At 39.0% G+C, this 25,376-nt stretch carries 23 protein-coding genes; 16 read left to right on the top strand and 7 right to left on the bottom strand.

The annotated features are described in order from the left end of the window. The first annotated feature begins 100 nt into the window (after positions 1 to 100). A complete protein-coding gene (locus ESP02_RS01885) occupies positions 101 to 1,573 on the top strand; it encodes a nicotinate phosphoribosyltransferase (RefSeq protein WP_002374800.1) in 1,473 nt (490 codons plus the stop codon). Between the two features lie 11 nt (positions 1,574 to 1,584). Next, complete coding sequence (gene nadE / locus ESP02_RS01880) at positions 1,585 to 2,409, top strand: ammonia-dependent NAD(+) synthetase (protein WP_038399083.1); 825 nt, start codon at positions 1,585 to 1,587, stop codon at positions 2,407 to 2,409. Between the two features lie 74 nt (positions 2,410 to 2,483). Here nadE and ESP02_RS01875 read toward each other — a convergent pair whose 3' ends face one another. Further along, positions 2,484 to 3,374: a transcriptional regulator gene (locus ESP02_RS01875; protein WP_002310057.1), complete on the bottom strand. Its 891-nt coding sequence runs from the start codon at positions 3,372 to 3,374 to the stop codon at positions 2,484 to 2,486. 201 nt (positions 3,375 to 3,575) lie between these two features. On the opposite strand from ESP02_RS01875, the gene ESP02_RS01870 reads away from it, so the two are divergent. The 3 genes from ESP02_RS01870 to ESP02_RS01860 all read left to right on the top strand — a co-directional run bounded on the left by ESP02_RS01870 (position 3,576) and on the right by ESP02_RS01860 (position 7,030). Next, positions 3,576 to 4,577 carry a family 43 glycosylhydrolase gene (locus ESP02_RS01870; protein WP_002374797.1) on the top strand — a complete coding sequence of 334 codons (1,002 nt, stop codon included), beginning with the start codon at positions 3,576 to 3,578 and terminating at the stop codon, positions 4,575 to 4,577. Between the two features lie 17 nt (positions 4,578 to 4,594). After that, positions 4,595 to 5,833 (top strand): oligosaccharide MFS transporter, encoded by a 1,239-nt coding sequence (locus ESP02_RS01865; RefSeq protein WP_002374796.1) that lies wholly within the window; start codon positions 4,595 to 4,597, stop codon positions 5,831 to 5,833. Positions 5,834 to 5,950: 117 nt separating this feature from the next. Continuing rightward, positions 5,951 to 7,030, top strand: coding sequence for a GntR family transcriptional regulator (locus ESP02_RS01860; RefSeq protein ID WP_002374795.1), 1,080 nt, complete (start codon positions 5,951 to 5,953; stop codon positions 7,028 to 7,030). Between the two features lie 58 nt (positions 7,031 to 7,088). Here the strand turns inward: ESP02_RS01860 and ESP02_RS01855 are convergent, their stop codons facing one another. Further along, positions 7,089 to 8,489, bottom strand: coding sequence for a sugar porter family MFS transporter (locus ESP02_RS01855; protein ID WP_002374794.1), 1,401 nt, complete (start codon positions 8,487 to 8,489; stop codon positions 7,089 to 7,091). Between the two features lie 218 nt (positions 8,490 to 8,707). On the opposite strand from ESP02_RS01855, the gene ESP02_RS01850 reads away from it, so the two are divergent. The 4 genes from ESP02_RS01850 to ESP02_RS01835 all read left to right on the top strand — a co-directional run bounded on the left by ESP02_RS01850 (position 8,708) and on the right by ESP02_RS01835 (position 13,931). Next, the gene (locus ESP02_RS01850) at positions 8,708 to 10,369 is read left to right on the top strand and encodes a xylulokinase (RefSeq protein ID WP_002374793.1); all 1,662 of its coding nucleotides are present in this window, start codon (positions 8,708 to 8,710) and stop codon (positions 10,367 to 10,369) included. After that, positions 10,326 to 11,024 (top strand): L-ribulose-5-phosphate 4-epimerase, encoded by a 699-nt coding sequence (locus ESP02_RS01845; RefSeq protein WP_002374792.1) that lies wholly within the window; start codon positions 10,326 to 10,328, stop codon positions 11,022 to 11,024. Before ESP02_RS01850 ends, ESP02_RS01845 begins: the two co-directional genes overlap by 44 nt. Before the next feature lie 15 nt (positions 11,025 to 11,039). After that, positions 11,040 to 12,464: an L-arabinose isomerase gene (araA, locus tag ESP02_RS01840; protein ID WP_002374790.1), complete on the top strand. Its 1,425-nt coding sequence runs from the start codon at positions 11,040 to 11,042 to the stop codon at positions 12,462 to 12,464. Between the two features lie 306 nt (positions 12,465 to 12,770). After that, positions 12,771 to 13,931 (top strand): NAD(P)-dependent oxidoreductase, encoded by a 1,161-nt coding sequence (locus tag ESP02_RS01835; RefSeq protein WP_002374788.1) that lies wholly within the window; start codon positions 12,771 to 12,773, stop codon positions 13,929 to 13,931. On the opposite strand, the gene ESP02_RS13420 is transcribed toward ESP02_RS01835, so the two are convergent. Further along, positions 13,908 to 14,048 (bottom strand): hypothetical protein, encoded by a 141-nt coding sequence (locus ESP02_RS13420; RefSeq protein WP_002321042.1) that lies wholly within the window; start codon positions 14,046 to 14,048, stop codon positions 13,908 to 13,910. The two genes, ESP02_RS01835 and ESP02_RS13420, sit on opposite strands and share 24 nt — an antisense overlap. On the opposite strand from ESP02_RS13420, the gene ESP02_RS01825 reads away from it, so the two are divergent. Next, positions 14,049 to 15,908: an LTA synthase family protein gene (locus ESP02_RS01825; protein WP_002374787.1), complete on the top strand. Its 1,860-nt coding sequence runs from the start codon at positions 14,049 to 14,051 to the stop codon at positions 15,906 to 15,908. Positions 15,909 to 16,017: 109 nt separating this feature from the next. Then, a complete protein-coding gene (locus ESP02_RS01820; RefSeq protein ID WP_002374786.1) occupies positions 16,018 to 16,452 on the top strand; it encodes a hypothetical protein in 435 nt (144 codons plus the stop codon). Between the two features lie 256 nt (positions 16,453 to 16,708). On the opposite strand, the gene ESP02_RS13245 is transcribed toward ESP02_RS01820, so the two are convergent. Beyond that, positions 16,709 to 16,870 (bottom strand): hypothetical protein, encoded by a 162-nt coding sequence (locus ESP02_RS13245; protein ID WP_002310079.1) that lies wholly within the window; start codon positions 16,868 to 16,870, stop codon positions 16,709 to 16,711. Between the two features lie 18 nt (positions 16,871 to 16,888). Next, entirely contained in the window at positions 16,889 to 17,911 is a 1,023-nt protein-coding gene (locus ESP02_RS01815; protein ID WP_002374784.1) for a lactonase family protein, read from the bottom strand. Between the two features lie 127 nt (positions 17,912 to 18,038). Between ESP02_RS01815 and ESP02_RS01810 the strand changes: the two genes are divergently transcribed. After that, positions 18,039 to 18,392: a PTS glucitol/sorbitol transporter subunit IIA gene (locus tag ESP02_RS01810; protein WP_002291472.1), complete on the top strand. Its 354-nt coding sequence runs from the start codon at positions 18,039 to 18,041 to the stop codon at positions 18,390 to 18,392. An 11-nt stretch (positions 18,393 to 18,403) separates the two neighbouring features. Continuing rightward, positions 18,404 to 19,570, top strand: a complete 1,167-nt coding sequence (locus ESP02_RS01805) for an AI-2E family transporter (RefSeq protein ID WP_002291475.1) — start codon at positions 18,404 to 18,406, stop codon at positions 19,568 to 19,570. An 88-nt stretch (positions 19,571 to 19,658) separates the two neighbouring features. Here the strand turns inward: ESP02_RS01805 and ESP02_RS01800 are convergent, their stop codons facing one another. Both ESP02_RS01800 and ESP02_RS01795 read right to left on the bottom strand, forming a co-directional pair. After that, positions 19,659 to 20,279, bottom strand: a complete 621-nt coding sequence (locus ESP02_RS01800) for an NAD(P)H-dependent oxidoreductase (protein WP_002287272.1) — start codon at positions 20,277 to 20,279, stop codon at positions 19,659 to 19,661. A gap of 190 nt (positions 20,280 to 20,469) precedes the next feature. Beyond that, positions 20,470 to 20,766: a rhodanese-like domain-containing protein gene (locus ESP02_RS01795; RefSeq protein WP_002291478.1), complete on the bottom strand. Its 297-nt coding sequence runs from the start codon at positions 20,764 to 20,766 to the stop codon at positions 20,470 to 20,472. Between the two features lie 203 nt (positions 20,767 to 20,969). On the opposite strand from ESP02_RS01795, the gene ESP02_RS01790 reads away from it, so the two are divergent. The 3 genes from ESP02_RS01790 to ESP02_RS01780 are packed head-to-tail and all read left to right on the top strand — an operon-like array spanning position 20,970 to position 25,252. After that, on the top strand, positions 20,970 to 21,620 hold the full coding sequence (locus ESP02_RS01790) for a TetR/AcrR family transcriptional regulator (protein WP_002374782.1): 651 nt from the start codon (positions 20,970 to 20,972) through the stop codon (positions 21,618 to 21,620). A 15-nt stretch (positions 21,621 to 21,635) separates the two neighbouring features. Further along, the gene (locus tag ESP02_RS01785) at positions 21,636 to 23,363 is read left to right on the top strand and encodes an ABC transporter ATP-binding protein (protein ID WP_002374779.1); all 1,728 of its coding nucleotides are present in this window, start codon (positions 21,636 to 21,638) and stop codon (positions 23,361 to 23,363) included. Then, complete coding sequence (locus ESP02_RS01780; protein ID WP_002374776.1) at positions 23,360 to 25,252, top strand: ABC transporter ATP-binding protein; 1,893 nt, start codon at positions 23,360 to 23,362, stop codon at positions 25,250 to 25,252. Before ESP02_RS01785 ends, ESP02_RS01780 begins: the two co-directional genes overlap by 4 nt. The last annotated feature ends 124 nt before the right edge of the window (positions 25,253 to 25,376 follow it).

The raw sequence follows: 25,376 nt of genomic DNA, 5'->3' as shown, positions 1-25,376 counted from the left end.
ACAACCTCTTTTTCAGAAAATAATGAAGATTTCTTTTCCTATCAATTTTTTTTGTTATAATGGGTAGGAAATGAAAACTTGCCAAGAGGAGTAATACAAGATGAATAATACTTACCCAGACGACAGTTTGACGCTGCATACGGATCTATATCAAATCAATATGATGCAGACATACTGGGAATTAGGTCGAGCTGATTTACATGCTGTTTTTGAATGTTATTTTCGAGAAATGCCTTTTAACCACGGGTACGCGGTTTTTGCAGGATTGGAACGGTTAGTCAATTATTTAGAGAATCTGACGTTTAGTGATTCCGATATTGCTTACTTACGTGGCTTAGAAGTCTATCCTGAAGGGTTTTTGGAGTATTTACAAAATTTTGAATTTAAAGCAACGGTTCGTTCTGCTCGTGAAGGTGAATTAGTTTTTGCAAATGAACCATTGATCCAAGTGGAAGGTCCTTTGGCACATTGTCAATTAGTAGAAACAGCACTGTTGAATATGGTCAATTTTCAAACGTTGATCGCGACAAAAGCAGCTCGCATCAAATCTGTGATCGGAGAAGATCCGCTCTTGGAATTTGGGACTAGACGAGCGCAAGAATTGGATGCGGCAGTCTGGGGAACTAGAGCGGCATATATCGGCGGAGCAGATGCAACAAGCAATGTACGTGCTGGAAAGATATTTGGGATACCAGCTAGCGGGACTCATGCGCATTCGTTAGTCCAATCTTATGGAAATGATTATGAAGCATTTATGGCGTACGCTAAAACCCATAAAGACTGTGTGTTCTTAGTCGATACTTATGATACGTTGAAATCAGGTGTGCCAAGTGCAATCCGCGTAGCAAAAGAATTAGGTGATAAAATCAACTTCCAAGGCGTACGTATCGACAGTGGAGATATGGCCTATATATCTAAGCGTGTTCGGGAACAATTAGATGCAGCTGGATTTACGGAAGCAAAAATTTATGCTTCGAATGACTTAGATGAAGCAACGATTTTGAATTTAAAGATGCAAAAAGCTAAAATTGATGTATGGGGTGTTGGAACAAAACTGATTACCGCTTATGATCAGCCAGCCCTTGGTGCAGTATTCAAACTAGTATCAATTGAAGATAGCGAAGGAAACATGATGGATACGATCAAGTTATCAAGCAATGCGGAAAAAGTGACAACTCCAGGAAAAAAACAAGTATGGCGTATTACTCGAAACTCTGATGGGAAATCTGAAGGAGACTATGTCACATTATGGGATGAAGATCCACGAGAAGAAGAAGCTATCTTTATGTTTCATCCAGTGCATACGTTTATCAATAAAACTGTTCGGGATTTTACCGCTCGCCCCGTTTTACAAGATATCTTTATCGAAGGAAAAAGAGTATACGAACTACCTGTACTAAACGAAATCAAAGAATATACAAAAGAAAATCTAGATTCACTGTGGGAAGAGTACAAACGAGACTTGAATCCGCAAAAATATCCGGTCGATCTATCTACTGAATGCTGGAACCATAAAATGGCTACGATGGAACGAATGAAAAAAAGCGTAGCAGAACTTCATACAGAAGCATAGGAGGAGAATAAATGAGCCTGCAAACAGAAATCATCAATGAATTAGGTGTCAAACCAACAATTGATCCAACAGAAGAAATTCGTAAAAGTATTGATTTTATGAAAGCTTATTTGAAAAAATATCCGTTTCTTAAAACCTTCGTATTAGGTATTAGCGGTGGTCAAGATTCTACTTTAGCAGGTCGTTTGGCGCAACTAACGATGGAAGAAATGCGTGAAGAAACGAAAGATGAAAGCTATCAATTTATCGCTGTTCGTCTTCCTTATGGTGAACAAGCAGATGAAGAAGATGCAAAAGCTGCCCTTGACTTTATCCAGCCTGATGTCAGTCTGCGAGTAAATATCAAACCAGCTGTTGATGCACAAGTACAAGTATTAAGTGAAGCAGGTGTGGAAATCAGCGATTTTAACAAAGGAAATATCAAAGCACGACAACGAATGATTACACAATATGCCGTAGCTGGAGAAAGAGCAGGAGCTGTGTTAGGGACAGATCATGCTGCAGAAAACATCACTGGCTTTTTCACGAAATTTGGTGATGGGGGAGCCGATATCTTACCATTGTTCCGTTTGAACAAACGGCAAGGGAAACAATTGCTTCAAGCATTGAATGCACCGGAAAAGCTATACACAAAAATTCCGACTGCAGATCTTGAAGATGGGAAACCAATGATTGCGGATGAAGTCGCACTAGGTGTTACGTATGACGAAATCGATGATTATCTAGAAGGAAAAGAAGTTCCCGCTCAAGCACAAGAAAAAATCGAAGCGTGGTGGAACAAGACGCAGCATAAACGTCATTTGCCAATTTCTGTTTTGGATGATTTTTGGAAATAACAATAAAATAAAAAAACAGCCGTCCCTTCATAGGGATTGGCTGTTTTTTCTTTATAAAATAGAAAAGAAAAGTATCAGCTGTAGTAAACTTTTAATTTGATATCCTGGTCGTAATTACCGAATCCTTTACCAAATAAAGTACAGCCACCTACATGTTCGGCATCTTCTTTCACTTCGATTCGCAAATGCCAAGTGTCTTGATCTTTAGGGATGTCGTTGATCGTGATGTCTGACAAAGGTTCCCCATTCATATTTGTCAAATGTTTGGTGATTCGAATCGTCTTCAGCAAGCCGTATTGATTGAGATTATCTGGATACCAGTCAGGCGTATATTTCCCGCGGATATCAGCAAAATCTCCAGGGCTCGTCCATGTTCCTAGCTCTACGCCATTTAGGCTGAAAGTGATATCGGAAGGCCAATTGTCATTTGAAAAAGGAAATTCAGAAGAAATTTCCACAGAAACTTCCAACATTTCTAATGTATCCTCTGCATTCAAAAAATTAGGTGACTGATACTCGACAAACCCGCTGGTAAACCAGAGGATACGAGCATCCATCCTTCGAGGATCCACAAAATAGCGTGGTTCATCCACTTTTCCGATAAAGTCATGGATCGTCGCTAAACCACATGTCGGTTCAATTGCATAATTCGTATAGTGGCCAATAGGTATCGATGTTTCTTTCGTGTCAAAAGCATTGAATATTTTTTCTGGGAAACTGATATCTATTTTATCGACACGAAGGCTCGAAATTTTTTGTTGTCCTATTTTCTCTGTTTTGATGATGTTTGCTTCTTCTAGCTTTTTCACGTGCATCGTCGTGATCGCGCTGCTTACTCCAAGTTCTTTTGCCAAATCTTTGACATTCATCTTCTTTTTGGAAAGCAGCTGAATGATCCTGATTCTTGTTTTGCTAGCTAATGCTTCATATACCGGTAAGGATTCCTCGTTTATTTGTAGTTGCATAATTTTCCTCGCTTATTTTTCTGTTAACTATATATTAACACTAACATTAATATAGTCAATCTTTTTATAAATTACGGCTTTTATTATTAACTTTTATATTAATTATATCTAATTTTTATTTTTTAATTAACAAGAATATTATTGACAACGCTTTCTTTAAGAGGTAACATTCATTTATAAATTAATTAAGGAGGAGACACAATGACAGTTGAAGTACAAGAAGAAGTAAAAATCAAAGAGATGAATGAGAATTATCAAAAGCCGTTGATTATTCAAAGGGCAGATCCATTTATCTATAAACATGAGGACGGATATTATTATTTCATTGCTTCTGTGCCTTCATACGATCGTATTGAATTACGCCGTTCAAGAACGATTGCTGGTCTAGCTTATGCAACACCACGTACAATCTGGCGAAAACATGAGACGGGCGAGATGAGCAAACTAATCTGGGCTCCAGAGATTCATTATATTGCTGGAAAATGGTATATCTATTTTGCTGCAACGCATACAGAAGAGATTATTGATGGATTGTTCACTCATCGAATGTATTGTTTAGAGTGTGAAGCGCAAGATCCGATGGTAGACGAAAATTGGCACGAAAAGGGTCAAGTGGTGTCGCACTTAGATACTTTTTGTTTAGATGCCACAGTGTTTGAACAGAATAATCATTTATATTATGTTTGGGCACAAAAAGACAATGCTATTGAAGGAAATTCTAATTTATATATAGCAGAAATGACTAATCCGTGGACATTGAAAACAGAACCAGTTATGCTGACAAAACCAGAATTTGAGTGGGAATGTAAGGGCTTTAAAGTAAATGAGGGACCTGCAGTATTGATGCGGAATGGAAAAATTTTCATCACTTATTCTGCAAGCGCTACCGACGAAAATTATTGTATGGGAATGATTTATGCTGATTTGGAATCTGACTTATTGAAAAGAGAAAATTGGACAAAAGTGACAGAACCTGTTTTCCAGAGCGACCTTTCTACACAACAATACGGACCTGGACATAATTCTTTTACTATTGCAGAAGATGGAGAAACAGATATTCTGGTTTATCACTGTCGGGATTATACGGAGATCAAAGGTGATCCGCTATACGACCCGAACAGACACACAAAAGTACAAGCTTTTGGTTGGGGTAACGATGGTTTCCCAATTTTTGGCAAGCCGCTTCCATATTTGAATGACTAAGAGAAAGAGGGAGAATCATGAAAAACGAATCGAATCATTTTTGGAGCTTTGCGGGCACCCATTTTACGTATTTCTTTATCTGGGCAACAGTTTTCGGATTTTTGTCGTTATGGCTGCAGCAAGTAGCAGATCTTGACGGAACGCAAGCAGGTATCATCTTTTCGTTCATGGCATTCGTTTCTTTGTTTTACCAGCCGATATTTGGGATATTATCGGATAAATTAGCATTCAAAAAGAATCTATTGATAACTATCACGATAGCTGGAATGTTCATTGGCCCATTTTTCCAATGGCTCTTTATTCCTCTTTTATCAATCAATACTTTTTTTGGAGCGATCATCGGCAGTATTTATCTAGCTTTTGTTTTAAATGGTGGCGTAGGAGTAGTTGAGACTTACGTTGAACGGGCAAGTTTAGTGAATAAATTCGAATACGGACATTCACGTTTAGGCGGTTCGATTGCTGGCGCTCTTGCGGCATTCGTAGGCGGAATTATCTTTACGCAAAATCCTAATTCTATTTTTTGGCTTTGCTCATTTATGGCGACAATCTTGACTGGATTAGTGATTTTTGGAGATAAAGTAAATCTTAAAAGCAGTGAAGTACCAGTAGAGGAAAAAAATGAAGTGACCAGAAAAGAGATTTTCACTTTGTTTAAAAATAAAAACTTTTGGCTCTTGTGTCTATTCTTTGTTGGGACAGCTGCTATCTATGATGTAGTAGATCAGCAATTTGCTATCTACTATCGGACTTTTTTCCATGAGGTATCTCAGGGAACAATCATCTACAGTCGATTGCTTTCAATCCAAGTAGCATTGGAGGCGATGATCATGATCCCAATGCCGAGTCTTATCAATAAAATCGGTGCGAAAAAAGGGATGATCCTGTTTGGCTGTTTGATTTTTATAAGAGTGATACTTAGTGCATTGGCTCCCAACTGGATCGTATTGTCAGGTGCTCGATTGATTGCAGCCGTAGAAATGCCACTGCTTCTTGTTTCCGTTATGAAATATATTTCTGGCGCATTCGATTGGCGATTGTCAGCAACTGTATATCTTCTAGGGTTTAATTTCTCCAAGCAAATCTCAGTTTTTGCATTCTCTACTATTGCTGGAAAAATGTATGACAGCATAGGGTTTAAAGAAACATATATTTTTCTAGCAGTATTGGTGCTCGTAGTGACGGTTATTGGTGCGATTGGGCTAAAGAATCCAGATAAAAGAATAACACCGGTTGGTTTAGAAAAAGGAATATAGTTTCCTAAAAACAGGAGAAAGAAATAATCAGAAAGAGACAACTGGATATTTCCAAGTTGTCTCTTTCTTGTGTATAATGGATACATATGTACGTACAAATAAAAAGGGGCAAGGCAAATGGCAAAATATCAAGACATTGCAGATGAGATAAAACAAAAGATCCTTCATGAGGAATACGAAGTAAATACAACCATTCCTTCAGAATTCAAGCTGCAAGAAATATATGACGTCAGCAGACATACGATTCGGCAAGCAATCGCTGTGTTGGTAAATGAGGGCTATCTGCGTAAAGAAAAAGGATCGGGCACATATGTAGATGACAGCTATAAGAAAGAAAAAACACCATTGAACAGAACAAAAACGATCGGTGTCATTACCACATATCTCTCTGATTATATTTTTCCGTCAATCATCCGAGGAATCGAAAATGAATTACGAGAATCTGGGTATTCATTGCTTTTAGCCAGTACGAATAACGATCACGAATTGGAGAAAGAGTGTTTGAAGAAAATGATTGCTTATGGGGTAGATGGTTTGATCGTTGAGCCTACGAAAAGTAATCAGTATAACCCAAACTTAGCACTTTATGTTGCTTTGAGAGAACAAGGCATTCCGATGGTGATGATCAACGCTGCCTATGAAGAGTTAAATGCCTCTTATATTTGTTTAGATGATGTGAAAGTCGGTTTTATGGCAGCGGAATATTTGATAAAAAAAGGACATCAGCGTCTGTTGTTCATCACAAAAATCGACGATCTTCAAGGAAAATACAGGATGAAAGGTTTTATCAGCGCGTGTGAACAGTATAATGTGCGTTTTTTGACGGAAGACATCATTACTTTCACCACGGAAACACGAGAAACAATCGCTGAAAAAACAGTACAACGGTTGAAAGAAGAACAAGCTTTAGATGGCATCATTTGCTATAACGATCAAATAGCTAGTTTATTGCTAGATAAGTTGACAGAAAATGGCTATCATATTCCAGATGACCTATCGATCGTAGGAACAGATGATTCTTCTTTAAGCCATTTAGGGAATAAAAAATTGACAACATTGACGCATCCAAAAGAAAAGTTGGGACAAGATGCCGCACGGTGGATCGTCACAACGATTGAAAAAGGACGGGCACAGCCAAATATTCTCTATGAACCTGTACTAGTTGAACGGGAAACAGTAAAAGAAAACGAAAAATAAGAGACGGGTTTTTACCGCCTCTTATTTTTTATATCAATTTGGAGCTGTCACGACCTCTTTAAGAATGATGGATAGAAATACGTTTAGGATAAGTTTTTTTAGATGCACTTTGTTCGATTTCCTCTAAAGATTTCCCACGAGTTTCTGGTACGATCTCTTGAATAAATAAAACCCCTAAAAAGCAGATGATCCCAAAAATACCGAAAACGATTTCTTGAGACATAGAAGCAGTCATCACAGGAAAAAGCAAGCCGACTAGGAAAGAACCAATCCAATTAAAAGAAGAGGCTAGGCCAGATGCTCGCCCGCGGACAGCTAGTGGGAATATTTCGCCTACGATTACCCATGTCAGCGGAGCCCATGTGCAAGAATAAAATGCGACATAAATACATAAAAACAAGAGAATCAACAACGAATTTGTATGAGCATCCAGTACAGTTCCTAAAACAGCTGGTAGGATGAAAGAAAGTCCCATCACGCTACCGCCTATTTTCAATAAAGTTCGCCGATTGAACTTGTCTGCAATAACCAAAAAGAGCAAAGAACCAGCAACTAAAATGATTCCTTGGATGATCGGCCACATCAATGCATCGCTCGCTGCATGCCCAGTCGCTTTTTCTACGATCAGCGGAATATAGTAAAAAATAGCATTAGCTCCTTGAAATTGCTGGAATACTGCTACACCAATACCGGCAAAAACTAACGAACGATACTTTTCTAAAAACAAAGTATGCCAAGAAGTTACGGTTGTCTTTTCTTGTTTGACATTCAGCTGGATTTGTTCGAATTCCTGTTCAGCTTCGTTTGGTGTCCGAATATAGTTCAATACTCTTTTTGCCTCTTCCAAGCGACCAGATTGCATAAGAAAACGCGGTGACTCTGGTAGAGCTACAACACCGAAAAATAAAATCAGCGCGGGGACAGCAGCGAGTCCTAACATTACGCGCCAAGCCATCGTTTCAGGTAACCCTTTTAGCAAATAATCCGCAACGTAGGAAAGGAGCATGCCAGAAGCAATCATCACTTGATTGATCCCTGACAATCTTCCCCTTAGTCTAGCAGGAGCCATTTCAGACATATAAGCAGGAACTAGGGCAGATGCAGCGCCAACAGCTAAACCTAGAAGAATCCTTGCTGCAATCAGAAAATAAGAACCATTGTGAGGGGCAGATGCAGAAAGGACAGAACCAGCCATAAAAATAAGTGCAGAAAGAAGAATCATTTTTCGTCGTCCAAGCTTATCAGAAAGAAGACCAGATAAAGAGCCACCAAGGATCGCACCTAACATGACCGAAGACGTGATCCATCCTATCAAAGAAGCTTTACCTGCCAAACCCCAATCATGCTGTAAAAAAGGTAAGGCGCCGGTCATAACACCAATATCATACCCAAATAGAATGCCGCCAAATGCGCCAAAAAAATAAATAAACGATGAGGAAACTTTTTTTTCTTTTTTCATAAGTATTCTCTCCTTCTAGAATTTCGAGAAGGCGGTTGATCAGATTTTGTAAGCAATTTCATTCTATAACTTATGTACGTACAAAACAAGCGTTTTTTATTATATTCTTGAAAATAACTGCTTGACATGTACGTACAAAAGTATACAATAATCATTGTAAGCGCTACTAAAAAAGACGGTTTGATCAGGTTTGACGAGAAGGAGGGAGTTAAATCATTATGAAGGAAGTAAATGCGCAAAGTATGTTAGATGTCATAGATGGTCGTACATCTTTAGGGATTGAGTTTGGATCAACTAGGATCAAAGCTGTATTGATTGATTCATCTTTTACTCCTATTGCAGCTGGTAGTTATGAGTGGGAAAACAAACTAGAAAATGGTATCTGGACCTATTCATTAGAAGATATTTGGAAAGGACTGCGCGTCAGTTACCGAAAAATGGCAGCAGAAGTATTCGAAATCTATGGCGAAAATCTTACGACGATCGGGTCGATTGGGTTTAGTGCAATGATGCACGGTTATCTAGCTTTTGATAGCAAGGAACAGTTACTAGTACCATTTCGTACTTGGCGGAATACAATCACTGAAGAAGCAGAACGAATATTAACGGAAAAATTTCAATACAATATTCCGCAGAGATGGAGTGTCGCTCATTTGTATCAAGCTATCTTGAATAAAGAAGAACATGTGAGAGAAATCGATTTTTTGACAACGCTTGCAGGATATGTTCATTGGCAGCTTACTGGTGAGAAAGTACTAGGCGTAGGAGATGCATCAGGCATGTTTCCTATCGATCCTTCAACGAAAACCTACCATCAAGAAATGAAAAATATTTTTGGTCAATTAGTCGAAAAAGAGCATGTAGCGATTGATTTGGATCACATTTTGCCTAAAGTTCTAGTGGCGGGAGAAGAAGCTGGCAAATTAAGCGAATCAGGGGCTTATCTGATCGACCCTACGGGAAACCTGAAGCCAGGAATCCCGATTTGTCCGCCAGAAGGAGATGCAGGAACCGGTATGGTCGCTACGAACAGTGTAGCCAAACGGACAGGGAACATTTCGGCTGGTACTTCCGCCTTCGCTATGATCGTATTAGAAAAAGAACTAGAAAATGTCCATCCGGAAATCGACATGGTCACTACACCTTCAGGAGAACTAGTAGGCATGGTTCATACGAATAACTGCTCTTCGGATATCAATGCTTGGGTCAGTATTTTTGAAGAATTTACAAATTCTTTGGGTATGGAGATAAGCAGAGATAAATTATTCACGGTATTATTCAACAAAGCGCTAGAAGGCGATACGGATTGCGGGGGGTTACTTTCTTATGGTTATTTTTCCGGTGAAAACATTACAGGAGTAAATGAAGGAAGGCCATTATTTGTACGTACACCAGGTAGCCGTTTTGATTTAGCGAATTTCATGCGGATCCATTTAGCCAGTGCTTTTGGTGCAATGAGAATCGGAATGGATATATTGAAATCTGAGAATGTCCAAATTGATCGTTTAGTGGGGCATGGGGGGATTTTTAAAACACCAGAAGTTGGACAGCGGATTCTAGCATCTGCTATGGAGGCACCAGTTACAGTGATGGACACAGCCGGAGAAGGTGGAGCGTGGGGAATCGCGTTATTAGCAGCCTATATGATGGATCGACATGGGAAGTCTTTAGAAAACTTCTTGGCAGAAGACGTGTTTGGACAAGACCAAGGAATCACCATCACACCTTCAGCAGAAGAAATAGCAGGCTATCAGATATTTATGAGACGTTACCGTGAGGGGATCGACATTGAAAAAACAGCGATTCATCAATTGCAAGAAAAAGGAGTGATAGAAAATGCTGGAACAACTGAAAGAAGAAGTATACCAAGCAAATCTTGACTTGCCTAAACACGGACTTGTCAAATATACATGGGGAAATGTGAGCGCTTTTGATCCTGAAACACGATATTTCGTTATCAAACCTAGTGGGGTTAATTATGAAGAGATGACAGCAGACGACATGGTCGTTATGGACTTGGACAATCATATCATTGAAGGTAAACTTAATCCCTCTTCGGATACGCCTACTCATGCTGTTTTATATCGTTCATTTCCTCAACTCGGAGGAATCGTCCATACTCACTCGACATGGGCGACAATCTGGGCACAAGCAGGATTGGATGTTCCTGCGATGGGGACGACACATGCAGATACTTTTTATGGATCGGTACCCTGTGCTCGATTTTTGACACAACAGGAAATCGACAGCGGGTACGAATATGAAACAGGAAAAGTTATCATAGAAACATTCAAAGAACGCAAAATTGATCCCTTAGCAATTCCAGGGGTACTTTTACACGGACACGGTCCATTTACTTGGGGGAAAGATGCGCAAAGTGCGGTAATGAACGCAGTCGTACTAGATGAAGTATGCAAGATGAATTTATTTACCAGACAGCTCAATTCATTTTCAGAAGAGCTGCCTCAACGGATTTTAGATAAACATTATTTACGAAAACACGGAAAAAATGCGTATTACGGACAAAACAAATAAAAGGAGTGGCTAATTATGTTGAATATTGGAGAAAAAGAATTTTGGTTTGTTGTAGGATCACAGCATTTATATGGGGAAGAAGCACTGCGAGAAGTAAAGAAACATGCACAAGAAATGGTCGATGAACTGAATGAAAATGGACAATTGCCTTATCCTATCCGCCTTCAAGAATTAGCAGTTACTGCTGACACGATCACAAAAATCATGAAAGAGGTCAATTATCGAGAAGAAGTAGCAGGTGTGATCACTTGGATGCATACTTTCTCACCAGCAAAAATGTGGATCCGTGGGACAAAGCTTCTACAAAAACCATTGCTTCATTTAGCTACGCAATATAACGAAAGCATTCCTTGGAAAACGATCGATATGGATTTCATGAATTTAAATCAATCCGCTCATGGTGACCGCGAATATGGGTTCATCAATGCTCGATTAAATAAACAAAATAAAATCGTCGTTGGCTACTGGAAACGACCTGAGATCCAAAAAGAGATTGCTGCTTGGATGGATGTTGCAGTAGCATATAATGAAAGTTTTGGAATAAAAGTGGCTCGTTTTGGTGACAACATGAGAAACGTGGGTGTCACAGAAGGAGACAAAGTGGAAGCACAGATTCAATTTGGTTGGACTGTTGATTATTTTGGTATCGGAGATCTTGTACAAGTAATCGATCGCGTATCAGACGAAGAAGTCGAACAATTATTTGAAGAGTACAAGGAATTGTATACCTTCGACTATGGTGATTATGAAGAAAAGACATGGGAAGAACATGTAAAAGTACAAGCTCAGCAGGAAATCGGTATTCGCCGTTTCTTAGAAGAAGGAGGCTATAACGCTTTTACGACTAATTTTGAAGACCTATATGGGATGAAACAACTGCCTGGACTAGCTGTACAACGTTTGATGGCAGAAGGATACGGTTTTGCCGGGGAAGGCGACTGGAAAACTGCAGCGATTGATCGGTTGCTGAAAATCATGGCTCGAGGAAAAGATACAGGATTCATGGAAGATTATACTTACGAGCTAGCTAGTGGCCAAGAAGCAATCTTGGAATCCCATATGATGGAAGTAGATCCGACGCTTGCTGCGACGAAACCAAGAATCGTTGTTTCTCCTTTATCAATGGGAGATAGAGAAGATCCGGCGCGTCTTGTATTTGATGGGAAAGCAGGAGAAGGGGTAGTCGTATCGATGGCAGATTTCAGTACGCATTATAAACTGCTGATCAATGAAGTAGAAGCCTTTGAACCAACGACTGAAGCACCTAATTTACCTGTTGCACGTGTGTTATGGAAAACTAAACCGAATTTCCATGAAGGTGTTCATTCATGGATTCAGGCAGGTGGCGGGCATCATACCGTTGTCTCGCTAAATCTAACAACCGATCAAATTGAAACATGGGCAAAATTAGTTGAGTTGGAAACAGTTGTTATTAGATAAAAAGAGGTTGTGAAAAAGCCGCTTAGTTTTAAGAAAAAAGAAGAGATTGACGAAATTTGCTTTTCAACTTTTTTGAAATTTAGTCTTATTATCAATGTCAGCTAACTGAACACCATTTATCAAGAAATCTCACCCACAATATTTTGCTCTCAAAAATAAGGCTTATGGCAGTAACTTGTCATGGCCTTATTTTTATCACTAAGCCTACTCTGCTCTAACTGCTATTTTTGCTTCTAGGAAGCCAAATGGTAAACAGTTGTCTAATTGCAGAAATTTCGAGATACTTGGTAGTAAGGAGGGGGTTTTATGTATCACGTTCATTTGATTGATGCTATTCCAGAACAAGAGATAGAAAAGTTACAAGGGGAATATTTCAAAATAATAGATGATTTGCCAGCCGAAGGAATAGTTATTCGTAGTACGAAAGTGAAAGATGAATGGCTTACACCAGATTTGCTAGCAATTTCAAGAGCTGGTGTTGGGGTGAACACGATCAACGTTGAAAAAGCTTCTGAAAACGGGACGATCGTCATGAATACACCAGGTGTAAATGCTAATGCAGTAAAAGAGCTTGTTTTGTGCTGTTTGCTCTTATCTTCCCGTCCGATAATCGAGGCAAGTCGTATGGTACAAACACTAACAGGTCCTAATATTTTAGAACAAGCAGAAAACAAAAGAAGTGCTTATGTGGGACGAGAGTTGCAAGGCAAAACCATCGGTCTTCTTGGTCTTGGAGCGATAGGCACAAAAGTAGCGCTAAGTTGCTATGGCTTAGGGATGGATGTCTTGGGTTATTCTATCCGCGATGCCCAGTTGGATTATGTTCGGCAAGCAGATTTAGAAACAGTTCTTTCTGCCTCGGATTACATCGTAGTCATGCTGCCGTTGACAGAAGATACAAAAGGATTGATCAATCAGGCGAATATAGAAAAAATGAAAAAAGATGCTGTACTTATCAATGTAGGAAGAAGTGAAATTGTTGATAAATATGCTGTTATGCAAGCATTGGAAAAACAACATCTGGCCAAATACGTGACTGATTTCCCAGAAGAAGAGTTCTTAGAAAATGACCGTATACTTATGTTGCCTCATCTAGGGGGATCGACTCAGGAAGCTTTGGCAGACAGCGGACGTTTGGCAGTTGAATCCTTAAAAGATTATCTGTTGTTCGGTACGGTTAGAGAAGCGGTCAATTATCCATCCGCACGAATGTTTTTCCAAGCGCCGTTTCGATTCACTATATTTTATCAAAAGAAAACCAATATATTAGCAGAGATATTTTCTCTGCTGAATGAGAACGAGCTAGCGATCGCAGATATATCGCGTAACCATAAGAATGAGCATGTCTACATATTGATTGACATAGACAGTACTGATTTTGAACAGCTCAATCAAGTGAAACAACAGCTAGAAAAAATTTCTGGAGTACGAAAGGTCCGCTTATTAAAGAAACCAGAAAGGCCATAAAGAAAGAGAATATTTGGATTTCATTAATTCTTCTTTCCGTTCTTTACTTTCGAATTTCGTACAACTAAAATAAGAGAAGCAACATTCTTTTATTGATAGAAATGAAGGAGCAAGCATTTGAAAAGATATATAAGCAGACTTTCGACCAAACAGAAAAAGATTTTAAAAGGAACAGCAGCGATCATCAGTATCTTTTTTCTTGTTGTTTTTAGTAATTTATTTTTGCAGTGGTGTCAAAATAATCTATCCGTAGACCTTGCGTTGAAATTTGCTTTTTCTTGGCATACGGAAAAATTCTTCTTAGCCTGTCTCGTCTTGCTGATCATTCTTATTTTTCTGATTGCACTAGCAGGATCTGTCCCTTTAGGTTCCCTTACGTATGTCGTAGCCATCGGTGTATTAGGTTTTGCAAATTATATGAAAATGAGTTATCGGCAAGAACCGATTTATCCAGACGATTTGAAGATGATCACTGAAATCGGATTGCTGAAAGATATGACCGGCACTATGCTGTTTACAGTGATTTTAGCTGCCGCAGGAACCGTGCTAGGATTGTTTTGCTGGTACATGTTTCGAAGCCTGAAAAAAGGAAGGCGATTCCAATTGATCCGATTAACGACACTGCTTGTGGCAATTGGACTGCTAGGGTATATCAGTAATTTCAACAATCCCGATAATTTGTTGCGAAAAGCATATAATAAAACGGCACTATGGATACCTTACAGTCAGAAAATGAACTACTATAACACTGGTTTTATCGGTGGGTTTTTGTACAATCTGAAGGTAGAACCAATGGATGAACCTGAAGGATATTCGAAAGCAAAGATCAAAGAAATCACTGAAAAATACCAGAAGCTAGCAGATGAAAAAAATAAAGCTGTAGAGGAAGAGTCGCCGAACATCGTGTTCGTGATGAGTGAAAGTTTCTCAGATCCTAGTCGATTAAACGGCGTAGAAGTATCTGGTGAGCCATTGGCAGATTATTATGAAGTAGCTGATCAAACATATAGTGGCAATATGCTTTCTCAAAACTATGGCGGTGGAACAGCAAATATCGAATTCGAAGCATTGACTGGTTTTTCTATGGCGTTGTTTAATGCGCAACTCACCACTCCTTACACGATGCTAGTACCAAAAATGGATCAGCTTCCTTCTATCGTTTCAGCGTTAAACGCACAATCATACCAGACGACAGCGATCCATCCATACAATACTTCGATGTATAAAAGAGAGGATGTTTATCAGACATTAGGATTTGACCAGTTCATCAGCGAGCGTACGATGACCTATACGGATACGATAGAGAATAATCCATATATTTCTGATGAGTCAGCTTACAAAGAAATAATGACACTTCTCAAGGAAGAAAAAACACCTCAGTTCATTCATTTAGTCACGATGCAGACACATATGCCTTACAATGGAAAGTATGATAAACTGGGCTATTCTGCAGAGATTTCAGATGGAAGTGGGACGCTTGACTTAGAGAATTATCTGCAAGATATTTCCTATAGCAGCACGGCACTGAAGCAGTTCACGGAAGAATTGAAGAATCTTTCTAGAAGGACTCTAGTTGTTTTTTGGGGGGATCATCTGCCAGGGATCTATTCAGATACCATCCAAGCCAAAAATGATAAACAAACATTACATGAAACACAATTCTTGATGTTTGACAGTAAAGGAAAATTAGAAAAGCAAACGACTCAAGATGCAATCACCAGTCCTTTTTATTTTGCAGCGAATCTAATGGAACAGACGAATCAGACAACGAATGGCTTTTATCAGCTGCTTTTATCATTAGAACAAGAACTTCCGGCGTTTGAACGAGAACTGTACTATCAAAACGGACAGTGGTATAAAGAAGCGCAATTCAATCGCTCGCAACAAGAGATTTACGACGAATATCAATTGATCCAATATGACATTGTCGCAGGGAAACAATATAGTTTAGCAGAAGGTTTCTTTGAGCACGAATAAGAATGGCGAGCTTTATAGAAACCATTAAATTTTTTCAAGTACTTGTCATTTGAGGATAAAAACAAGTAGAATAAATAATAACAACAATGGAGAAAGTAGGAAAACAAACATGTTACCGAATATTGGCTATTATGTGCAGTCCATCGATCAAATCGTCAAGGAAACAGAAGCAATCGGAGAAGGAATGCATCCGAAATATGAAGTGATCAGAAACGCAATCGATGAAGGAAAAACAAGTGAACTGGACAGATCGACCCTTGAAGAGACCGTCCAGTTATTTGAAGAAGGAACAAAAAAATATCGGGCAATGCTTAAGAAAGTCAGTACATTGCGCCCACCAGCAAAAGCAATGGGCATTCATAAAAATTTTGAAAAAGCTTATCTTTCATATGTAGCAGGCTGTGAAGAAATGATTCAAAGTATTGATCTTGAGTCAGGGATAGATAAAGATTTATTCAATACATCTGAAGCAAAACAAGACCAAGCGACTGACCAATTGACAGCTGCCATCCAAAAAATGACTAATTTGTTATTGAAAAAATAAAAGAAAAATTTGATGACAATAAAAACTAGAGTTATCTAATATAAATGTAATATTGTCTTTATGATAGAGTAAACAAAATCCTTTATGATAAGAACATACCTATAACCAACAACCTTGTACTTACTCAAAATTGAGTAAATACTCCTTTTCCGCAGAGTCTAACCAACTCGGCGGTTTTTTTATTTATAGAAAAGGACATCAGAACAGACGAAAAAGTCTTGCGCTGATGTCTTTTTCAGATAGTATGGAAGGCTGATTAGTTTTCTACATTCCGTACATATTGTTCAAAGTAGTTCTGTAAATCGGCTTTGAGTTTCTGATATTCCTCTTCGCTATACTCTTTATCTTCGATTTTTCCATCAAAGAAAGGAATATTCAGTTCTTCCCGCAGCCTGTCTAATACGTCTTGCTGATTCATTTTATTCTCCTTTTTTTGCTAACGATCAAAATAAACACAGACACATTCTGGTGCATAGACATCTTTTTGCAATAATTCTAGTAATCCTGTTTCAGGATGACGGCGGTATAATGTCAGATTATCGGTATTCTGATTGGCACATACGACAAAACCATTGCTTGGATCTAGTGCGAAATCGCGAGGAAAATCTCCTTCTGTTGAGATGATTTGTTTATTTTGAATGTGAGAACCATCTTCGGAAACTGCGAATACGGCAATCGAGTTGTGTCCCCGATTAGAAGCATAAAGGAACTTGCCATCATTGGAAATGCGAATAGCAGCCCCTCCATTTTCACCGTCGTATTCTTCTGGCAAAGTCGATATTTTCTGTAATTCTTCAAAATCACCTGTTTCTTTATCATAAGAAAGCACTCGGACTGTGCTGTCTAATTCACCAAATAAATAGGCGAATTGTCCATTCGGATGAAAGACGAGATGGCGAGGGCCTGTTCCTGGCTCTGCAGTGAAGGTAGTGACAAGATTCAATTTGCCGTTTTCGGACACATCATAAGTATACACACGATCTGTACCAAGATCACATACGACTAATCGTTGGTCAGGAGTCAGATCCGTATAGTGGACATGCGCATGATCTTGGTTTTTATGAGGGCCTGTCGCTTCTTGATGGAATACTGAATCCGCTGCTTTCAGCTCGCCATCTCTTAATATGTGATAGACATTTACTTCGCCTTTATGGTAGTTGGCCCCATAGAGCAATTGCCGTGTTTCATCAACCGCTACATAACATAAAGGAGCCCCAGACTCTGTTACCGCATTCAAAAAACGAAAATCCTTATCGTACGCACCGGCACCACCTAATCCGTCTATACTGGTGACCGTGTAAAGATTGCCAGCTTTGCTTTTTGCTAGGTAGGTAGGGCTGTTCTCTTCAACAGCCAATGAAAGACTGGATAATTCTTCTTTTTCTGTATCAAGGTCGATCGTATAGATTCCTTTGCTTTCGCGACGCGTATAGGTTCCTAAAATTATCTTTTCGATCATATGAGCTGATTCCTCCTAATGGTAATGAAATAGTTTTCGTCTTTATTCTATCACATAATTATTCCCCAAGGCTAAAGAATGAGAATGTGTTATACTGTTTTTGAAAGCAAGTAAAGGAGAGAGTGCGATGATTCAGGCAACGATTACAGAAATTGGAACAGAAGCAATAAACAAGGAAGAACCGATGCTGATTTTGTTCGATAAAACAGCAACAGCTGCCTTGCGAAAATATTCGGTGATTCAAGAGGTGTCGAAAGACGAACCTTTTTCTTTGAAAGCAGGCGGAACGATTACTTTTGATGATCAGTCGTATACGATCGATTATGTCGGTCCGATGGCCAATGGAAATTTAGAGACGGTAGCTCACGTATCATTGATTTTTGATACCTGTCCAGAAGAAGGACAAATTGCAAACGGAATCTATCTTCATCCGCATGAACTGCCTGCTATTGGTTTGGGAAGCCAAATTATTTATAACTAACAGGAGGACTTATGGAAGGGAAAAATAAGAAGAACAGACCGGTGTCTTGGTTTTGGCGCTGGTTTTTAAATAATCAAGTGGTCACAGCTTTACTTGTTGTATTGTTAATATTGCTGATCGTCTTTTTATTTACAAAAGTTTCTTATTTGTTTGCACCGATCTGGCAATTTTTAGCAATCGTAGGACTACCTATCATTCTAGCAGGCATCTTGTATTACTTGATGAATCCGGTAGTTGATTACTTTGAGAAGCGAAAAGTACCAAGGCTCTATAGTATCATTGGGCTGTTTGTTTTGGTCGTTGCATTAATCGTATGGGGAAGCGTAGTGATCATACCTAAGATCCAAGAGCAAACAGTCAGCTTTATCAGTAACTTTCCTCAATACGTTGATACGATCGATAATAAATTGACCGAGATCTTGAGAGACCCGCTGTTCAACCAATTTCGTGAACAGTTAGAAACAGCAGGTGATAAGTTCATGAATTCAGCAGGTGATATGATCCAAGACATATCTAAGAGTACAGTTCAGAGTCTTGGGAGTTTTGTTGGTGCGGTAGCGACTATTTTAGTAGCTTTGCTGACGATGCCGTTTATCTTATTTTATTTATTGAAAGATGGTAAGCGATTAGCCCCTTATTTCGTCAAGTTTTTACCAACGCGCATGCAAAAACCGACGTTGAATGTGCTGAGTGAAATGAATAGTCAAGTTTCTTCATATATAAGAGGGCAACTAACTGTGGCTTTTGCTGTGGCAATCATGTTTATGATTGGTTTTGCGATCATTGGTTTAGAATATGCTGTCACGTTGGGGATCATTGCAGGGTTCTTGAATCTGATCCCCTACTTAGGTTCATTTTTAGCAATGATTCCAGCCATCTTTTTAGCTATTGTGGCAGGTCCATTCATGATCATCAAGGTACTGATCGTTTTTGCAGTAGAACAGACAATAGAAGGACGCTTGATCTCTCCATTAGTGTTGGGAAATCAGTTAGCAATCCATCCAGTAACGATTTTATTAGTTCTGCTGACGTCAGGGAAATTGTTTGGGATTGTTGGTGTGATCTTGGGGATTCCTGTTTATGCAGCAGCTAAAGTAGTGATTACTCATGTTTTTGAATGGTACACAACGATTTCTTCTCTTTATGAAGAAAATCCGTTGAAAAAGCAGAAAGAATAACAAAAAGAGACAGAGGAAAATATCCAAAGCACAAATGTTGCTTTGAAGATTTTTCCCTCTGTCTCTTTTATATACATTTACCTCAATTTTAAAATGATTTACCTAAAGCAGCAGCTTTATCTAATGCATTTTGCATCAACTCATCTGCACGGTCAGGGTCATAATCGATTCCTTCGATGAATAGTTGATCTACTTGATCGATGCCTACAAAGTTCAAAATACCTTTTACATATTGAGAGGCAAAGTCTTGTCCGTTGTATACACCGCCGTTAGATTGGATGTGCAGTGCTTTTTTACCTGTCACTAATCCTTCTGGCCCGTTTTCTGTATAGCGGAACGTTTTTCCAGCTACATTGACGGTATCGAACCAAGCTTTTAATTTTGTTGGGATATTTAGATTCCATAAGGCGTTTGCGATAACGATTTTATCAGCAGCAAGGAACTGATCAGTCAATTCATTGAAACGAGCAATTTTTTGTTGTTGACTTTCTGATAAGGAAGTGAATTCTGCACCAGCACGTAATGCTTCCCAACCTGATAATAATTCTTCATCGATTTCCGGAATATCATCGCGATAAAGTTCCAAAACAGTCACTTCATCATCTGGATGATTTTCTTTATAACTTGTTAAAAAAGACGTCAATGCCTTAACTGTACGTGATTCTTCTGCAGTTAGGGGATGACCTTTGACTACTAAAACAGATGCCATATGCTTACCTTCTCCTTTTATTGCTATGATTGTTATAACTATGACTAACAAAATCAGTTTACTCGAAAAAGAAAAGGCTATCAAGTCATATTGATAAGGTTGAAGAATAAATAACTAAAAAAAGACAGGATATAAAAGAGGCTGTGACACGATTTTTGTCACAGCCCCCTTTGAATCTAACAAGCAATGTTCAAGCAACGCTTGACTGAAGAGCTTCCATCCCACCAATGATATAAACAGCACGAAATCCGCTAGCAGTAAGTTGATCGGCTAATGCTTCTGATCGTCTGCCTGTGTAGCTTAGAATATAATAAAGTTTTTTTGGATCTAGATTTTTTAATTGTCTTGGCAAGATAGCAGCGGGGATAGAAAGCGAGTGGCTTAAGTGTTTTTTTGTGTAATCTAAAGTATTTCTTGTATCTAAAACGATGCTGTCAGCATCGAGCGGCAATTTATTGAAGTCTTGGACACTAATTGATTGGGCCATTTATCTCATCCTTTGTTTAGTATGTGGCTATTTTAATGGGCAGCTCTCATTAATTCAAATGGAAGGATTCCTCTTATCACTTTTTTAATGTATCGGATAATAATGAAAAAAACTATGCAAATGTCTTGCAAAACAGGTGGGAGGTGTTATAATGACATAGCGTCATATGACAATGTGTCATCTTAGAAGAAAGGAGGATCCATATGCCGACACAGACATTTTTCCATTTGCCGAAAGAAAAACAAAAAAGGTTAATTGAAGCGGCGAGAATCGAGTTTTCTAGAGTACCTTTGAAAGAAGCCTCGATTGCTAATATCGTCAAATTAGCGGATATCCCTAGAGGCAGTTTCTATCAGTATTTTGAAGATAAAGAGGATCTTTATTTTTATTACTTTGAGACAATGAGACGTGACAGCTCTAAAGATATGTTGCAACTAATGAAAGAATCCGATGGTGATCTATTCAAAGGATTCGAATCCTATTTTTCTAAAATGATTTATGAGATTTTGGAAGGTGAGAATGCTTCTTTTTATCGTAACTTGTTTATGAACATGGATTACCGTGCCTCAAGAAAAGTCGCTCCTCATACGAGTCGCCAAAAAACGCCTCATGATCCACATAAAGAACACAAACAAGATGCAAAAGAGTTGCTTGAATTGATTGATCGGACGAAGCTGAAAGTAAAAAATGATCATGAATTGGAATTACTGATCCAATTAGTGATGAATACTGTCTTTACAACAATTGCGCATTCGTATCGCTTATTTTCAACAACTGAAGATTACTCAGTAGAGCAAGCAATCAGTGAATTCAATTTGAAACTTTCTTGGCTGAAAAACGGAGTATATAAATAGAAAGAAGGGAATTAGATGCTAAAAATCGTAAAACGGATCTCCTTGACTTCAGCAATTGCAGCTGCAGTTTTCATGGTGATCCAAGTACTGGCAGATTTATATTTGCCGACACTTACCTCCAATATTATTGATAAAGGGGTAGCACAAGGAGATGTCGATTATATTTGGCATACAGGTTTTGTGATGATCGGTTTTTCTTTGATCAGTATCTTAGCTGCTATTGCAAATACATTTTTTGCTACTCGAGAATCACAGAAACTGGGTAAGCAATTGCGCACGGATGTCTATAAAAAATCAGAGAGCCTGACAAAAGATGCGTTTGACAAATACGGAACGGCCTCTTTGATCACAAGAACGACCAATGATGTGACTCAAATCCAAATGGTCACACAAATGTTTTTACGTATGATGATCAATGCACCAATCACGTTGATTGGCGCAAGCATACTTGCTTATCAAAAAGATCATCAGTTGACAAAAATCTTCTTAGTCGTCATTCCAGTAATGATTATTTTGATTGGCGGAATCATGTATTTTGCTGTTCCATTATTCAAAAGCATGCAAAAGAAAACTGACCGTTTGAACTTGGTATTTCGAGAAGGGTTGACAGGTGTCAGAGTCATCCGAGCATTCGATAAGACGCGCTTTGAAGAAAATCGTTTTGATTTAGCGAATAAAGATTATACAAATACGGCAATCAAAGTTAATACGATCGTCGCATTGATGATGCCGATGATGACATTGATCATGAGCGGTACAAACGTAGCAATCACTTGGTTTGGTGGACACTACATAGCAGATATGACCTTGGAAGTCGGTAATCTGATTGCATTTATGACTTATGCGATGCAGATCTTGATCAGCTTTATGATGCTTTCCGCTATTTTTATCATGGTACCTCGTGCACAAGCTTCAGCTGACCGTATCAATGAGGTGTTGGATGAAAAAATCGGTATCCATGACCCTGAAAATCCTAAAACAGTTTCTTTTGCTGGAAAAGAAGCAACATTGGCCTTCAATCATGTCAATTATCGATATCATGGAGCAGAAAAACTTGCATTGGAAGATATTGATTTTCAAGCTAAGTCAGGCGAGATCGTCGCAATCATAGGAGGAACTGGTTCAGGTAAAACGACCTTAGTCAATTTGATCCCCCGATTATATGACATCGAATCTGGTTCGATCCAAATAAACGGAACGGACATCAGTGAAATGACTCAATATAATTTGCGGGAGCTAATGGGCTTTGTTCCTCAAAAAGCAGTTCTTTTCTCTGGAACGATCCGAGACAATATGCAGTATGGTAAGCCGGATGCAACAGATGAAATGATTTGGAAAGCGTTAGAAATCGCACAAGCTAAAGATTTTGTTTCAGAGATGGAAGATGGCTTAGATAGCCATGTGGAACAAGGAGGAGGAAACTTCTCCGGCGGACAAAGGCAGCGTCTAGCAATTGCACGGGCATTAGTCAAAACAGCCGACATTTATGTGTTTGATGATTCCTTCTCAGCATTGGATTTCAAAACGGATACCAATCTTCGCCAAGCATTGAAAACGAATATGAAAGAAAGTATCACGGTTTTAGTTGCTCAACGAGTAAGTACAGTAATGGATGCAGATATGATCCTTGTGCTAGATGAAGGAAAACTGGTTGGCAAAGGAACACATGAAGAACTATTGGCAACAAATGAAACTTATCAAGAAATCGTTCATTCACAACTAAGAGAGGAGGACTTAGCATGAGTAAAACAAACACACGTCCCTCTCATGGACCAGCAGGCGGTCCAGGACACGGCGGACCTGGCAGGAATCTCGGTGTAAAAGGGGAAAAGCCTAAAAATTTCTGGGGAACGGTACGCCGATTGTTTGGCTATATGTCTAAACGTATGGTTGCAATCATCGCTGTATTTGTACTAGCAATAGCAGCCGTGATTTTCCAAATCCAAACACCAAAAGTTTTGGGGAAAGCAACCACAGAAATATTCAAAGGTGTAATGGCTGGCGCGCAACAGATGCAGCAAGGGCAACAAGTAACAAAATTTCCGATAGACTTTGATAAAATTGCGCAGATCATTGCAACAGTAATCGTGATGTATTTGATCTCTGCTGTATTCAACTTTTTACAGCAGTTTATTATGACGCGTGTTTCACAGCGGACAGTTTATGAGTTGCGTCATGACTTGGAAGCCAAAATGAATCGTGTACCGATTTCCTATTATGATACACATACAAATGGCGATATCATGTCTCGAGCAATCAATGATATGGATAACATCGCGAGCACGTTGCAGCAAAATTTGACTCAATTTGTAACTAGTGCGGTCACACTGATTGGAGTCATCGTGATGATGCTTTCAATCAGCTGGCAATTGACGTTAGTCGCGTTATTGATGATTCCTTTAAGCTTGATCATCGTGATGATCGTTGCGCCAAGATCACAAGTATTTTTCGCAGATCAGCAAAAAAGTTTAGGTTTATTGAATAACCAAGTAGAAGAAACATATGGTGGTCATACGATCGTTAAAACATTCAATCATACAGAAAAAGATCAGGAAGTATTTGAAAAAGAAAATCAGAATCTGTATGCTGCTGGTTGGAAAGCTCAATTTATTTCGGCAATCATCATGCCGCTGATGAATTTCGTTAAAAATCTAGGCTATGTGTTCGTCGCTGTACTAGGCGGAGTAAAAGTTGCAAATGGGAACATGACATTAGGGGATGTTCAAGCATTCTTGCAATATACGACACAGTTCTCTCAACCAATCACTCAACTTGCAAGTTTGATGAACACTATCCAATCAACGGTTGCTTCAGCCGAACGGGTATTTGAAGTGTTGGATGAAGAAGAGATGTCCAATGAAAAATCTGGCCTTCCAGAAGAAAAAGATACACCATACAAAGTTCGTTTTGAAAATGTTCAATTCGGCTACACACCAGATAACTTGCTAATGACTGATTTCAACTTGGATGTCAAACCTGGCGAGATGATCGCTATTGTAGGGCCAACCGGTGCAGGAAAGACGACACTGATCAACCTTCTTGAACGGTTCTACGATGTTTCTGGAGGCAGTATTCGTTACGATGGTGTAGATACTCGTGACCTTTCACGTGATGAATTGCGCGCACAGTTTTCAATGGTACTGCAAGATACGTGGCTGTTTACAGGAAGTATCTATGACAATATCAAATATGGGAACGACGATGCAACAGATGAACAAGTCATTGAAGCTGCTAAAGCCGCTCACGTAGATGATTTTGTTCGTAAATTGCCAGAAGGATATAACACTGTATTAAACGAGGATGCAAGCAATATTTCGCAAGGACAGCGTCAGCTGATCACTATTGCGCGGGCATTCTTAGCAAATCCGGATGTCCTGATCCTTGATGAAGCAACATCTAGTGTAGATACACGAACAGAAATACTGATTCAAAAAGCGATGAACCGCCTATTGGAAAACCGAACAAGTTTTGTTGTCGCTCACCGCTTGTCTACAATACGCGATGCAGACAACATTATTGTGATGAATCATGGTTCGATCGTAGAAACTGGAAACCACGATACATTGATGGAAAAAGACGGATTCTATGCAGATCTTTATAACAGTCAGTTTTCTGAAGAAGAAGCTTCATAGAAACGTACAAATTTATTATTTTTCTTTACCGCATGAAGCACATTTCAAGAAAATGAGTTTCATGTGGTTTTTTACTCATTTATTTACAAAAAACAAGTAAAATGCGAAGTTTCTCACACTTTTT

Source organism: Enterococcus sp. NBRC 3427 (assembly GCF_007996925.1).
Lineage (GTDB): Bacteria > Bacillota > Bacilli > Lactobacillales > Enterococcaceae > Enterococcus_B > Enterococcus_B lactis.
This window is presented reverse-complemented; position numbering and strand designations above follow the sequence as displayed.

Bases quoted from the DNA above. Each gene is read 5' to 3' on its own strand.
- ESP02_RS01885 (WP_002374800.1), top strand. From the start codon at position 101: ATGAATAATACTTACCCAGACGACAGTTTGACGCTGCATACGGATCTA.
- nadE (WP_038399083.1), top strand. From the start codon at position 1,585: ATGAGCCTGCAAACAGAAATCATCAATGAATTAGGTGTCAAACCAACA.
- ESP02_RS01875 (WP_002310057.1), bottom strand. From the start codon at position 3,374: ATGCAACTACAAATAAACGAGGAATCCTTACCGGTATATGAAGCATTA.
- ESP02_RS01870 (WP_002374797.1), top strand. From the start codon at position 3,576: ATGACAGTTGAAGTACAAGAAGAAGTAAAAATCAAAGAGATGAATGAG.
- ESP02_RS01865 (WP_002374796.1), top strand. From the start codon at position 4,595: ATGAAAAACGAATCGAATCATTTTTGGAGCTTTGCGGGCACCCATTTT.
- ESP02_RS01860 (WP_002374795.1), top strand. From the start codon at position 5,951: ATGGCAAAATATCAAGACATTGCAGATGAGATAAAACAAAAGATCCTT.
- ESP02_RS01855 (WP_002374794.1), bottom strand. From the start codon at position 8,489: ATGAAAAAAGAAAAAAAAGTTTCCTCATCGTTTATTTATTTTTTTGGC.
- ESP02_RS01850 (WP_002374793.1), top strand. From the start codon at position 8,708: ATGAAGGAAGTAAATGCGCAAAGTATGTTAGATGTCATAGATGGTCGT.
- ESP02_RS01845 (WP_002374792.1), top strand. From the start codon at position 10,326: ATGCTGGAACAACTGAAAGAAGAAGTATACCAAGCAAATCTTGACTTG.
- araA (WP_002374790.1), top strand. From the start codon at position 11,040: ATGTTGAATATTGGAGAAAAAGAATTTTGGTTTGTTGTAGGATCACAG.
- ESP02_RS01835 (WP_002374788.1), top strand. From the start codon at position 12,771: ATGTATCACGTTCATTTGATTGATGCTATTCCAGAACAAGAGATAGAA.
- ESP02_RS13420 (WP_002321042.1), bottom strand. From the start codon at position 14,048: ATGCTTGCTCCTTCATTTCTATCAATAAAAGAATGTTGCTTCTCTTAT.
- ESP02_RS01820 (WP_002374786.1), top strand. From the start codon at position 16,018: ATGTTACCGAATATTGGCTATTATGTGCAGTCCATCGATCAAATCGTC.
- ESP02_RS13245 (WP_002310079.1), bottom strand. From the start codon at position 16,870: ATGAATCAGCAAGACGTATTAGACAGGCTGCGGGAAGAACTGAATATT.
- ESP02_RS01815 (WP_002374784.1), bottom strand. From the start codon at position 17,911: ATGATCGAAAAGATAATTTTAGGAACCTATACGCGTCGCGAAAGCAAA.
- ESP02_RS01810 (WP_002291472.1), top strand. From the start codon at position 18,039: ATGATTCAGGCAACGATTACAGAAATTGGAACAGAAGCAATAAACAAG.
- ESP02_RS01805 (WP_002291475.1), top strand. From the start codon at position 18,404: ATGGAAGGGAAAAATAAGAAGAACAGACCGGTGTCTTGGTTTTGGCGC.
- ESP02_RS01800 (WP_002287272.1), bottom strand. From the start codon at position 20,279: ATGGCATCTGTTTTAGTAGTCAAAGGTCATCCCCTAACTGCAGAAGAA.
- ESP02_RS01795 (WP_002291478.1), bottom strand. From the start codon at position 20,766: ATGGCCCAATCAATTAGTGTCCAAGACTTCAATAAATTGCCGCTCGAT.
- ESP02_RS01790 (WP_002374782.1), top strand. From the start codon at position 20,970: ATGCCGACACAGACATTTTTCCATTTGCCGAAAGAAAAACAAAAAAGG.
- ESP02_RS01785 (WP_002374779.1), top strand. From the start codon at position 21,636: ATGCTAAAAATCGTAAAACGGATCTCCTTGACTTCAGCAATTGCAGCT.
- ESP02_RS01780 (WP_002374776.1), top strand. From the start codon at position 23,360: ATGAGTAAAACAAACACACGTCCCTCTCATGGACCAGCAGGCGGTCCA.